This window comes from Collinsella sp. AF33-16 (genome assembly GCF_003475325.1).
GTDB lineage: Bacteria > Actinomycetota > Coriobacteriia > Coriobacteriales > Coriobacteriaceae > Collinsella.
Genome location: NZ_QRQC01000006.1, coordinates 86,868 through 99,047, shown reverse-complemented (window position 1 = coordinate 99,047; position 12,180 = coordinate 86,868). Strand labels below are relative to the sequence as shown.

The window sequence follows — 12,180 nt, the reverse complement described above, 5'->3', positions numbered from 1 at the left end:
ATACGCCGTGATGCGCGACCGGGTGCCCTACCGGGAGTAGCGTCGAAGGTTGACAAAACTATAGGAACACCCAACGACTAATGACTCGAGCGTGGAAAATCTCCCACTTTGAGCTCGCATGGGCACCAAAAGCAGGAGATTATCCACGCTCATTCTATTAGGAGTCGCAACCGCTACAACTCTACGACCTCAACGTTGCTGTAGATCTCGTCCCAGCGATCCATGACCAGGTGGCCGGTCTTGGGATCCATGGCGTTGAGCTTACCGCAGGTATTGGCGGTCTTGAGCACCGTGACGTCGTCGGCACCAGCAGCAATGGCATGCGCAAAACCGGCGATGGTCGAGTCGCCGGAACCCGTTGCGTTCACAGCCGCAATCGCGGGCGTCTTGGCGCGGAACGCGCGACCTTCATGGAAGCCTACCGAACCGGCAGCGCCCATCGAAACGACAACCCAGGGAATACCGGCAAAACGGTCATCGGCGGCAAGCGCCTCGCGCAGGGCATCGACATCATCGGTCGTAAAGGACGTACCCAGCAGGCCGTTAATCTCGGTCAGGTTGGGTTTTACGAGCTCAGGCTTAGCGTCGGACTCCAGCGCGGCCTCCAGCGATGCACCCGAGGTGTCGAGCAGCACCTTGGCGCCCGCCTCCTCGGCGATCTTGACGAGCTCGGCATAGTAGCCGGCATCGACGCCACGCGGCAGCGAGCCCGAAAGCGTCACAACGTCCGCCTTCGCCGCGAGTTCGGCGAACTTGGCCGTAAAGGCCTCGAGCTCGGCCGGGGCGATCTGCGGGCCGCTCTCCAGCAGCTCGGTCTGATTACCCTCGTGCAGAATATTCAGGCAAATGCGCGTCTCACCGGCGATGGGCACAAAGTCGTTCTTGACGCCGTCGGCATCCATAAGCTCGGCCATATAGGCACCCATGTGGCCGCCAAGCAGACCAGTCGCGAGCACGTCGTCTCCCAGTTGCAGCAGCACGCGGCTCACGTTGAGGCCCTTGCCGCCAGCGGTCTTTTCGGGCGTCACACGGTTAACATCGTCGATGACCAGCTTGTCGAGCTGATAGCGCGTATCAATCGACGGGTTCATAGTAACGGTCAGAATCATGTTGGACTCCTGTTTAGAAAACCGGCCCGCGTCCCCTCACAGAAACGCGAGCCGTCAACGGACTAGTTAATTACGCCGGATACCCGCTAGTCATGGTATTCGCCGCGGTCCCACTTCTCGAGGAACTCGTCAAAGAAGTGCGGGTCAGCCTGAGCCTCGGCGTCGGCCTTGTTGCAGGCGTCGATCTTGGCGATCAGGGCGTCGTGCTCGGGAGTCTTCTCGTAGGGCTCCTCAAGGAAGGCAAGCATGATGTCGGCCATCAGGAACTCGCCGGTGATCTTGCCGCCAAAGCCCACGATGTTGGCGTTGAGCTCGCGGCGGGCATACAGGGCAGAGGTCATGTCGCGGACCAGGGCGCAGCGAGCGCCGGGAACCTTGTTGACGGCGTTGGTGATGCCGATGCCGGTGCCGCACAGGGCCACGCCAAAGTCGGCCTTGCCGCTGGCAACAGCCTCGCCCACGGCCTTACCGTAGATGGGATAGTGCGTACGGGTGTGGCTGTAGGTGCCGCAGTCGAGCACCTTGTAGCCAGCCTGTTCCAGGCGGTCGGCCAGATAGATCTTCTCGTCCGTAACGATATGGTCGCAACCGATTGCGATGGTCTTCTTCATCAGAACGTCCTTTCGTCTGAATTCACAAGTTGAGGTAGAAGTTCGAGTTCTCGGTGGCTCTCGTTAGGCCATCTTGTTGAGCATGTCGACACGGATCTGGTGACGGCCGCCGGCGTACTGGGCGCGCAGGAACTCGCGGGCGATCTTCTTGGCGACCTCGGTGCCCACGACGCCCGGGCCCATGGTGACCATGCGCGAGCCGTTGTGCTCGCGGGTCATGTAGGCGGAACGCTCATCGGAAATGTTGGCGACGACCATGCCCTTGATCTTGACGGCGGCCATATAGGAGCCGACGCCGTACTTATCGAATGCGAAGCCCTGGGAATCCTTGTGCTCCAGCAGGTCCTTGGCAACGGCGGTCGAGGAATCGACAAAGTCCGCGGCAGGGGTCTCGGAATAGTCGACGACCTCGTGACCGTCGGCGATGAGCATCTCCTTGATGGACTCCTTCATCGACATACCGTCGGCATCGGAAGCGATTACAACCCTCATGACATCCTCCTTGAGAGATACGCAGGTGCGTAGTTTCTGTTTGGAAGTGTTGAATCGCGTTCAGGTCCGGGCATCTGAATGTGCGGTTCTTCACTGTTAATGTTTATTTGAACACATTCGAACATTTACTGCAACAACTATTTGTTTGTCTTTGTTCTTTTTTGAACAAATACCATTCACGGATGATTGCTGACCGCTTGGGCCCGGCGCGGACGTAGCGACCACGTGTTCAACAAACAAAAGGGCGGCCGAGAACGTGTCTCGGCCGCCCTTCTTACGGTTGATCTTCCAAAGAACGCTTTGCCGTCTACTCAGACTGCCCACTCTTCTTGGCATGTTTGGACGGAGCGCTCAGAAAACGACCCGTCAAATAGTTCGCTGGGACAGAGATATCGATCCCCAGTAGCACGTGTCCTAGCCACAGAAACGCCGCGAGCACCAGCAATGGGATCACACACGAGGTCACGATCATCACGATGACGCCTTCGATAAGATCGGTCACCTGTTGCACGATCTCGTCGGTCATCTGCTTGGCGCCGCTGGTCACCGACGTGACAAGACCCGAGGCGCCGTCGGCAAGCTGCTCAAGCACGTTCTTGGACTCTGTGGCCTCGGACTTTTTCTTGCTTGTTTTTGAGCTATCGGCATCTGCCGCGTCCGCAGCGTCGGCCGCCTTTTGCTCGGCCTGCTCGATGCTCACTCGATACGTTTCGTCGACCTTTTGCGACACCCATACGCTTGCAGGCACCAACGCCATGCCGATCACGGCGACCACCAGCACGCGAGTCGCCACGCGGCGTAGGACGGCGCTCGTGCTCCAGCGCCCGTGAATGCCGAGCGACACCGCAAAGAGCACCAACGCAAACGGGATCAGGATGCCCAGGCCAACCGACCATAAAATGGTCAGCAGGTATTTCTCGAGGTAGAGCACGGCAAGCACGATGCCCAAGTTACCCGAAAGCTGCGCGAGCTGCTCGGCAACCGGCGTTCCCGTATCGCCCGGCAGCGCCGTAATACCCGCAGATAGGGCAACGCACGAGGTCGTGAGCGCCAAAACGTTGCCCTTCTTTTGATCGATAACCTCGATGGTGGAGTCCCAGGTCTTGGTGTCGGCAAAATGCGGGCGCGCGACAAAGCCCGACAGCAGCGCCAGTACCACGAGCGCAACGATAAAGCCAATCTGCAGCTTTTTGTTTGCGCACACGACATCGGACAGGCTGGGCTGCAGCTCGGTTACTGTCGTGTGCTCGGTTATCTGGACAGAACGCCCATGAGCTACCTCGTGCGCGTCTCTTTTTTGTATTGACCCGTTATCCGGCATTTGGATACCTCCTCAGTCCGGCGTTTAATGCGAAGGGAAGTATACCCACCGAGCAAAAAACCGAACGGCAGGACGAACGGAGCGCACCAAGACTGTCCCCAATGACTAGTCGTTTAAGAACGTCCCCAATGACTATCACGGGATGAGTTGCGGTGAAATAGGGATTGTTTTGCGCCCGCCGGCCCCTATTCAATCCCTATTCCACCGCAACTTGGAGGAGGACAGAAAAGCCCTGTCGCGAGTTTGCGGCAGAGCTTTTGAAAGGGGACTTGGTTGTGAGAGCTCGTTAGGCGAGCTTGGCCTCGAGCTCGGCAATGCGCTTGTAGGCATCGATGGTAAAGCGGGTCTGCTTCTCCAGAATCATGGTGGTCATGAGGGTGTCCTGGGCGTGAGCCATGATGAAGGTCATCTCCATCTCGCCACCGCCGGCCTCCTGCGACAGCAGCTTGGTCTGCGTGTCGTGAGCGCCGATGAGCGCATCGCTGGCATCCTTGTGCAGCTGCTCGGCCTTCTCAAAATCACCCTCGCGAGCAGCATCGAGTGCTGCAAGCAGATCGGTCTGGGCGTCGCCCGCGTATGCGACAATCTCGAATCCAACCATCGAGATTTCTTCTTTGGTTGCCATATTGCGTTCCTTTCACATATGAACCAATGGAGAGCATCGCGTCCGGGCATACGCGCTGCGTTGTGTATGACAGAAACATTAACATTCAAACAAAAAAGAACAATGCAAAACGTAATTTTGAGCTATAAACGGTCGATATTTGCCCGTGAACGGTTTTTTAACCAATTCGAACAATATCAAACACTATTAGCGGCAACCCAAACAGGTCTGCACCCTAGCGTACATCGCGCACCGTATCGCCCTCGACGAGCACGCCCGGAAACAGCATGTGTTCCACGCCAGGCGAAACTCCCTCGGCGCCGGCGATCTTGTCGACCGCCCACATGCCGACACGCTTGTTATCAAAGCGCACCGTGGTCAGGCGACGATCGGGCACGATGTCGCCCAGGCTGTCATCGACACCCACCACGCTCACGTCCTCGGGCACGCGCTTTCCGCGCGACTCGAGCCCGCGAATGCAGCCGTAGGCCATGGCATCGTTGGAGGCATAGATGGCCGTGCAGGTCGGATCGTCCGCCAGAGCCTGACCGGCAGCATAGCCGCTCTGCGCCGTCCAATCGCCACGAATGAATCGCGGCGGCTCAATACCATGCGCGCGCAATGTCTCACGCCAGCCCTCCTCGCGCTGCATGCCCGAAAGCGAGCGCTCGGGGCACGATATAAAGTGCACGGTCTTGTGCCCCTGCCCCAGCAAGTACTCGACAACCTGGCGCGAGCAATCGAACTGGTCGTTATCGACCGTCGAGCACAGCGGGTGCTCCAACATGGTAACGAGCACCGTCTGCATGCCGGGCAGCGGCTCAAAGGTGCCAAAGTCCGCCGGCATGCGGTTCATAATCACAACCATGCCGTCCACCGGCAGTGCGCTCATGCGCGACGATGCGCTCTCGAGGGTATAGGGGTGTCCGTCTACTTTAGTAAGGGTGATGGCATAGCCGTGTTTGTCGGCAGCGGCGGCAAAACCCTCCATACGGTCGAGGTTGCCGGTGCCGGTAATGTTGAACATGGCGACGCCGACCGTCTTGAACTTGCCGCGGCGCAGTGACCGGCCGGCAAAATTGGGGCGATACCCCAGCTCACGCATGGCGGCGCGCACCCGCTCCTTGGTCTCGGGGCGAACGCTGGGCGAATCGTGCACGGTGCGCGAGACCGTCTGTTCCGAGACGCCCGCGAGGCGCGCCACATCCTTAACGGAAACCGATTTTTTAACAGCGGCCATAGGTCAATCTTTCTATGTCAACGATGCCATTGACGGCATCCTGCACAGTCATTTTAAACACATTTAAGTATATCCAACGTCTCTCCAACGATACGCTCACCACCCAAAACCTACCGTTCACCGACAATCCCGCTTCCCCGAACGGCTTTTGTCGACCAAATGTTAACGTTGCCATTGTGCAAACACAGAGCCACCGGGCGGCTCAAACGTTTACGCGTAAGGAATCGACGGTTCGCAGGTACAGGAACCCCCGATTCGCGTCTTTTTTTGTGCCGCAAAATGGCAACGTCAACATTTTGGCAACCGAACGCCAAAAGCTACCATCGTTGCTAACCCACCGACTCTTAGGAGCATTGCATGGAGCAACTCATCGCCATCATCGAAAAGGGCCAGCCCTTTTTCAACGCGATCGCCCGCAACAAGTACCTCAAGGCGATCCGCGACGGCTTTATCTCCGTCATCCCCATCATCATCTTCTCGTCCATCTTCTGCCTGGTAGCCTCGGTCCCCAACATCTGGGGTTTCTATTGGCCCGATGACATCAACAACGCCCTGTGGAAGTGCTACAACTACTCCATGGGCATCCTGGCCATCGCCTGCGCCGCCACCACCGCCAAGCACTTCGCCGACGCTCAGAACCGCGACCTGCCCAAGAACAACCAGATCAACTTCATCTCGTGCATGTGCGCAGCCATCATCGGCTTCCTGCTCCTTTCGAGCGATACGATCGCCACGGACGCCGCCAGCGGCTTCAACACCACCTACCTTGGTTCCAAAGGCCTGCTGACCGCCTTTATCGCTGCGTTTGTGACCGGCATCATCTATAAGTTCTTCATCAAGCGCAACATCACCGTCAAGATGCCCGAGCAGGTTCCGCCCAACATCTCGCAGACCTTTAAGGACATCATCCCCTTCTCCGTCTGCATCACCGTCTTTTGGGTCTTTGACATCGTCTTCCGCGCTGCCTTTGGCTTCTGCTTTGCCCAGGGCGTCATCCAAGTGTTCCAGCCCCTGTTCACCGCTGCCGACGGCTACATTGGCCTCGCTGTGATCTACGGCGCCATGAGCCTCTTCTGGTTCGTCGGCGTCCACGGCCCCTCGATCGTCGAGCCCGCCATCGCCGCCGCTCTCGTTGCCAACATGACCGACAACCTGGCTGCGTTCCAGGCCGGCCAGCACGCTTCCGCTGTCCTGACCCAGGGTGCCCAGTACTTCGTCGTCTGCATGGGCGGCACCGGTGCCACGCTCGTCCTGGTCTTTATGTTCTGCTTCCTGGCCAAGTCTCAGGAAATGCGCGCCGTCGGCAAGGCCGCCATCGTCCCGGTCTGCTTTGCTGTCAACGAGCCGCTGCTGTTCGCCGCGCCCATCGTGCTCAACCCCGTCTTCTTTGTCCCGTTTGTCTTTGCCCCGATCGCCAACATCTGGATCCTCAAGATCTTTATCGACTTCTTGGGCATGAACGGCTTTATGTACACCCTGCCCTGGACCGTTCCCGGCCCCATCGGCACCATCATGGGCTTGGGCTTCCAGCCGCTCGCCTTTGTGATGCTCGCCCTCATCCTGGTCGTCGACTTTGTCCTGTACTACCCGTTCTTCCGTGCCTATGACGCCCAGAAGTGCGCCGAGGAGGCCGAGATCTCCCAGGAGGAGCTCGCCGCCAAGAACGCCGAGAAGGCCGCCAAGCTCAACGATGCCTTCCAGGGCAAGGCTGACGCCAAGAGCGTTGCCGCCGGCGCTGCTGCCGAGGCCGTGAAGGTCGACTCCCCTGCCACTTCTGCAGCACCCGCTGCCGAGGCAACGACCGCCAGCGACCTCAACGGCAAGCGCGTGCTCGTGCTCTGCCAGGGCGGCGGAACCTCGGGTCTGCTCGCCAACGCGCTGGCCAAGGCTGCCAAGGAGCGCGGCATCAATCTTGAGACCGCTGCCGAGGCATATGGCAACCACGTGGACATGCTCCCCGACTTTGACCTGGTCGTCCTGGCCCCGCAGGCCGCAAGCTACCTGGCCGACCTGCAGAAAGACTGCGAGCGCGTGGGCAACAAATGCGTCGCCTGCCGCGGTAAGCAGTACATTGAGCTCTCCCAGAACGGCGACAAGTCTCTCGCCTTCGTCTCCGAGCAGCTTTCGAAGTAAGTAACGCCTAGGGCCAGCCGACCATCCAAGACCGGCTGGCCCTTCGATTTAGACGATTGGATCATCATGTCCGTTAATCCTGCTAGCGTCACCAATCCGCCTGCGCAGTTTCCCGAGGACTTTGTCTTTGGCGGCGCCACTGCTGCCTACCAGGTAGAGGGCGAGACCCGCACTCACGGTAAGGGCAAGGTTGCCTGGGACGACTTTCTGGAAGCCCAAGGCCGTTTCTCCCCCGATCCCGCTTCGGACTTCTACAACCAGTACCCCGTCGATCTGGAGCTGTGCGAGGAGTTTGGCATCAACGGCATTCGCCTCTCCATTGCCTGGAGCCGCATCTTCCCCAACGGCACCGGCGAAATCAACCCCGAGGGCGTCCAGTTCTACCACGATCTCTTCGCCGAGTGCCATAAGCACCATGTTGAGCCGTTCGTCACGCTGCATCACTTTGACACGCCGCTTCCCCTCTTTGAGAAGGGCGACTTCCTCAACCGCGAGACCATCGATGCCTTTGTGGACTTTGCCACCTTCTGCTTTAAGGAGTACGCCGACCAGGTGACCTACTGGTTCACCTTTAACGAGATCTGGGCCGACGCCTCCAACACCTACATCGAGGGTACCTTCCCCGGCGGCGTCAAAGCTCATCTGGCCGAGGCCTTCCAGTGCGAGCACAACATGATGCTCGCCCACGCCAAGGCAGTGCTGGCCTTCCACAACGGCGGCTTTAAGGGCAAAATCGGCGTCATTCAGTCGCTGGAGTTTAAGTACCCGCTCAACGAGAACGACCCCGCCGACATCAAGGCCGCCAACAACGAGCACGTGCTGCAAAACCAGTTTTTGCTCGACGCCACCTTCCGCGGCGACTACGCGCCCGACACCATCGAGTGCGCCAACCGCCTGGCTGCCGTCTCGGGCGGCACCATCGAGATCCTAGACGAGGATCTGGAAATCATGCGCGAGGCCGCGCTCTACAACGACTACCTAGGCGTTAACAACTACCAGTGCCGTTTCTTGAAGGCTTACGACGGCGAGAACGACCTGCACCACAATGGTACGGGCGAGAAGGGCACCGGCCGCTGGCGCGTCAAGGGTATTGGCGAGCATGTGAACAAGCCTGGCATCCCCACCACCGACTGGGACTGGATCATCTATCCCGAGGGTCTGTTCGATCTGCTCGTCTACATTAAGCAGCGCTACCCCAACTACAAGCAGATCTTCATCACCGAGAACGGTATGGGCTACAAGGACCCCTACAAGGACGGTTTTGTGGACGACCAGCCGCGCATCGACTACATCGAGCAGCACCTGCGCTGGCTGCTCAAGGCCATGGAAGTGGGCGTCAACGTGGGCGGCTACTTCCTGTGGAGCCTGCAGGACCAGTTCTCCTGGACCAACGGCTACAACAAGCGCTACGGCTTCTTCTACGTGGACTTTGAGACCCAAAAGCGCACGCCCAAGGCAAGCGCCTACTGGTACAAGCACGTGGCGCAGACCCGTCGTCTGGACTAGCGACTTGCGACTAGCGAGATGCCCCGCTCACACAACCTGCCCCCATTCCTCAGCCGGGGGCGGCACGTCACACGGCGCGCCGCTCCCGGTCTTTTTGTGCAGGTCGGAAGCCGTTTGTCTCGATCTGTAACATCCAGCCGAGCTTTTCAGTCCCAACTGTTACAGATTGAGATGAAAGGGACCGACCAGCCCGAATTGTCTCAATCTGTAACACTAAACCCGGTTTTGGGCGTCTACCTGTTACAGATTGAGACAAACGTACCGGCCAATCCTCTCAATCTCAATCTATAACAGTTAGCCGGTTATTTCGCCCCCACCTGTTACAGATCGAGATGAATAGATTAGACCTAGCCGAAAAATCTCAACCTGTAACACGTAGCCGAGTTTTTCAGTCCTAGCTGTTACAGATCGAGACAAACAGGCCGAGCAAGCTACACCCGTAGGTCTTTCACGCTGGAGCATTCGACCAGCACGCCTGAAACAAGCGTACGGCTTCTGGAGCTCGGGGCTTCTAGGCACGCAACGACCTCGTCGGGCGCACGGACACCCAGTCCGCGGTGACGGAACTTCACCGACATATCCCGAAAACTCGATCCCCGGCTTAGCTTGCGCGCATTATCACAATAAACCCCCAACGATACACGGTCCTGCGGTTCAATGAGCCACAGGACCGCATGCCGTCGATCAGATAAAGATCGTCATATACAGAGGTAGATATATCCTATGCCCTTCAGCCCTGAGCTGTTTTGGGTGAAGAACTATCTCTTCTCCGACTCGTCGTTCGAATCGTCTGCCGAAATCGTCAAGCGAGATTGTTGAATACGATTTGGAAGATTTAACTTCAACAGGAGTGACCCGCGGTTTTCCAGCCGCGTCTTCAAAGCCGCGCGAAACAAGAAAATCAATTTCACGCGTTCTGGGCCGACTCCCCTCTGTTTTGGAAGGCTCCTGCCAGCTGTAATAAAAAAGCGAATGCCCCAGACTCTTAAGCTGCTGCGCCACGATGTTCTCGATTAGCATTCCTTTATTAATTGAAATTCTTCCAAATTGAATGTCTCTATGAACATCCATAAGGTCCGGACCATCATCAAACGCCAAGCTCACGAGCAATCCCGTGTCCGCCATATAGCATTTAAGCGAAGACGCGTCCTCGTGCAGGCGGTAACCCACGCTCGGATCACTGCATAAATAGCAACGGTTAATCAGTCGCGCATCCTCAAGCCAGATTAACGCCGACTCATATGTCTCAAAACGGGACCCCTTCTCCAAGCTGTCAAATTTGAACCGTTTATTTGCCGCAGATAATTGACCCGGAATATCGTCATAAACCGCCCGCGCACGTCTAGCGTCCGAACCTCCAAACTTGGCAATGTCCTCCCTGTACAGTGCGATAATCTGCCGTTTAACCCTGTCGCATCCTCTAAAATCATTCTCTGCCACAAAGGAGTCGACCGACTGAGGCATACCACCGACAAGCATATACTCATCAAATAATCTCATGCACGTCGCATGAACGCCGTCCGGAAGCGCGGTCCGAGATTCGCGCGCTTTACGGATCTCTTCTGCATAAAGATCTTTTCCGGTCGCCCAAAGATACTCCTCAAAATCGAGGGGCTCGAGAGGGATTCTTTCTTCCTCTGACGGTATGACAATGCTATCGACATTCTTTTTGATGGAGACAAGAGAGCCTGTCTCGATGTAATCAAATCTGCCGTCTTCTACAAGATGCTTTATGTATTCGCGCGCGATGGGAAACCGCTGCACTTCATCAAAAATGACCAGCGACTCTCTCGGTTCGAGGGCCTTACCATACTGCAGCTGAAGCATGCGTAAAAAAAGATCGACATCTTCACGATGGTTCAGAAATATATCGAGCGTGGCTTTGCTAGCAGCCGAAAAGTCAATGTACAGATAATCCTTGTATTCATTTTGCGCGAAGCACTTGACGAGCGTCGTTTTGCCAACGCGTCTTGCACCCTCAATAAGCACCGCAGTGCGCCCTTGCGAGCGTTCTTTCCACTCCTGCAGACGATCATATGCCTTCCGTTTAAACATAATCTCACCTCAGCATAATTTACGTGCTAGTTTACAAAAATACCGACCTTCAGATATATCTAATAATACAAAAATACCGAGCTTTAAATGAGCTTATAGCTACAAAAATACCGACCATTGCAATGGCCGAAACACGCAATATCTCCCGCGGCACTCGCTAGCAAATGACCTGCGTGTGCTCCTCGATGGCGGCGCGGTCCTCGTCGGCAATATCCGGCTCGCACACCACAGCGTCCAAATTGTCCAGGCGGCAGAAGGTGTAGAAGTCGCGCTTGCCGATCTTGCTGGAGTCGGCGATCAGATAGCGCGAGTCGGCCTTGCTAAAGGCGAGCTGCTGGATGCGGCCCTCTTCCATGTTAGACGTGGACACGTCGCCGTTCAAAATGCCGTTGGCGCCGATATAGGCTGCGTCGATTCCCAGCGCGCGCAGGGTATCCTCGGCCATGGGCCCCACAAAGGCGGCGGTGCGGCGGCGATACATGCCGCCCACGAGGCACAGCTCGCAGTCTTCGCGCGCCTCGAGCAAGTTAAACACCGAAAGCGAATTGGTCACAATGCGCAGGCGAAACGCCGGCAGCATCGAAGCCATCTGCTCAACCGTGGTGCCCGTACCCAAGAAGATGGTCGAGCCTTCCTCGATAAGCTCCACGGCACGGCGTGCGATCTGCAGCTTTTCCTCGGCATGCTTAGTGCGCTTTTCGCTGTGCGAATACTCATGGCGCAACATAGCGTGGGGACGGCCCTGTGCACTGCGGGCTCCGCCATGCACGCGCTCGATCTCTCCTAGGCTCGCAAGTTCTTCGAGGTCGCGGCGGATTGTCATGTCCGATACGCCCAGCGCATCCGAAATCTCTTTGACCGAGACCGTGCCCTGCTCCTCGAGCAGCTGACGAACCTTATCCTGTCGCTCTGCCTTAATCACGATGAATCCTCGCCGTTCTTTGCGCGCATATCATTCAAACAGTAACGAACAAATTGTATCAGACTCGTACGCGTCAAAAATGAACGCCCGCGCAGCTCCAATCATCACTTTTTTGAGAAAAATACCCCCAGCTTTAGTGGGGTGTAGTGATAATCTCGCCTGTTCGCGCTACAGTTTGTCGGAAATA

The 12,180-nt window shown here is 57.2% G+C and carries 10 protein-coding genes; 2 read left to right on the top strand and 8 right to left on the bottom strand.

Annotated features, from left to right (window positions below; genetic code table 11):
• Positions 1–173 precede the first annotated feature (173 nt).
• The 6 genes from DWZ52_RS03645 to DWZ52_RS03620 all read right to left on the bottom strand — a co-directional run bounded on the left by DWZ52_RS03645 (position 174) and on the right by DWZ52_RS03620 (position 5,377).
• Positions 174–1,109, bottom strand: a complete 936-nt coding sequence (locus DWZ52_RS03645) for a hexose kinase (RefSeq protein WP_117648448.1) — start codon at positions 1,107–1,109, stop codon at positions 174–176.
• Positions 1,110–1,195: 86 nt separating this feature from the next.
• The gene (gene lacB, locus DWZ52_RS03640) at positions 1,196–1,720 is read right to left on the bottom strand and encodes a galactose-6-phosphate isomerase subunit LacB (protein WP_006234831.1); all 525 of its coding nucleotides are present in this window, start codon (positions 1,718–1,720) and stop codon (positions 1,196–1,198) included.
• A gap of 63 nt (positions 1,721–1,783) precedes the next feature.
• Complete coding sequence (lacA, locus tag DWZ52_RS03635; RefSeq protein WP_118384925.1) at positions 1,784–2,212, bottom strand: galactose-6-phosphate isomerase subunit LacA; 429 nt, start codon at positions 2,210–2,212, stop codon at positions 1,784–1,786.
• Between the two features lie 307 nt (positions 2,213–2,519).
• A complete protein-coding gene (locus DWZ52_RS03630; RefSeq protein ID WP_118384924.1) occupies positions 2,520–3,533 on the bottom strand; it encodes a hypothetical protein in 1,014 nt (337 codons plus the stop codon).
• Positions 3,534–3,819: 286 nt separating this feature from the next.
• Positions 3,820–4,158, bottom strand: a complete 339-nt coding sequence (locus DWZ52_RS03625) for a PTS lactose/cellobiose transporter subunit IIA (RefSeq protein WP_006234827.1) — start codon at positions 4,156–4,158, stop codon at positions 3,820–3,822.
• Between the two features lie 214 nt (positions 4,159–4,372).
• Positions 4,373–5,377 carry a LacI family DNA-binding transcriptional regulator gene (locus tag DWZ52_RS03620; protein ID WP_118384923.1) on the bottom strand — a complete coding sequence of 335 codons (1,005 nt, stop codon included), beginning with the start codon at positions 5,375–5,377 and terminating at the stop codon, positions 4,373–4,375.
• 357 nt (positions 5,378–5,734) lie between these two features.
• Between DWZ52_RS03620 and DWZ52_RS03615 the strand changes: the two genes are divergently transcribed.
• Both DWZ52_RS03615 and lacG read left to right on the top strand, forming a co-directional pair.
• Complete coding sequence (locus DWZ52_RS03615) at positions 5,735–7,510, top strand: lactose/cellobiose PTS transporter subunit IIB (protein WP_118384922.1); 1,776 nt, start codon at positions 5,735–5,737, stop codon at positions 7,508–7,510.
• Between the two features lie 66 nt (positions 7,511–7,576).
• On the top strand, positions 7,577–9,016 hold the full coding sequence (lacG, locus tag DWZ52_RS03610) for a 6-phospho-beta-galactosidase (RefSeq protein ID WP_118384921.1): 1,440 nt from the start codon (positions 7,577–7,579) through the stop codon (positions 9,014–9,016).
• Positions 9,017–9,700: 684 nt separating this feature from the next.
• Here the strand turns inward: lacG and DWZ52_RS03605 are convergent.
• A complete protein-coding gene (locus tag DWZ52_RS03605; protein WP_117629883.1) occupies positions 9,701–11,071 on the bottom strand; it encodes an ATP-binding protein in 1,371 nt (456 codons plus the stop codon).
• A 157-nt stretch (positions 11,072–11,228) separates the two neighbouring features.
• Positions 11,229–11,993: a DeoR/GlpR family DNA-binding transcription regulator gene (locus DWZ52_RS03600; RefSeq protein WP_233547254.1), complete on the bottom strand. Its 765-nt coding sequence runs from the start codon at positions 11,991–11,993 to the stop codon at positions 11,229–11,231.
• Positions 11,994–12,180 lie beyond the last annotated feature (187 nt).

What these genes read in the sequence shown, in the direction of transcription:
- DWZ52_RS03630 (WP_118384924.1), bottom strand. Translation starts at nt 3,533, where the DNA reads ATGCCGGATAACGGGTCAATACAAAAAAGAGACGCGCACGAGGTAGCT.
- DWZ52_RS03620 (WP_118384923.1), bottom strand. Translation starts at nt 5,377, where the DNA reads ATGGCCGCTGTTAAAAAATCGGTTTCCGTTAAGGATGTGGCGCGCCTC.
- DWZ52_RS03605 (WP_117629883.1), bottom strand. Translation starts at nt 11,071, where the DNA reads ATGTTTAAACGGAAGGCATATGATCGTCTGCAGGAGTGGAAAGAACGC.
- DWZ52_RS03645 (WP_117648448.1), bottom strand. Translation starts at nt 1,109, where the DNA reads ATGATTCTGACCGTTACTATGAACCCGTCGATTGATACGCGCTATCAG.
- DWZ52_RS03625 (WP_006234827.1), bottom strand. Translation starts at nt 4,158, where the DNA reads ATGGCAACCAAAGAAGAAATCTCGATGGTTGGATTCGAGATTGTCGCA.
- lacB (WP_006234831.1), bottom strand. Translation starts at nt 1,720, where the DNA reads ATGAAGAAGACCATCGCAATCGGTTGCGACCATATCGTTACGGACGAG.
- lacG (WP_118384921.1), top strand. Translation starts at nt 7,577, where the DNA reads ATGTCCGTTAATCCTGCTAGCGTCACCAATCCGCCTGCGCAGTTTCCC.
- lacA (WP_118384925.1), bottom strand. Translation starts at nt 2,212, where the DNA reads ATGAGGGTTGTAATCGCTTCCGATGCCGACGGTATGTCGATGAAGGAG.
- DWZ52_RS03615 (WP_118384922.1), top strand. Translation starts at nt 5,735, where the DNA reads ATGGAGCAACTCATCGCCATCATCGAAAAGGGCCAGCCCTTTTTCAAC.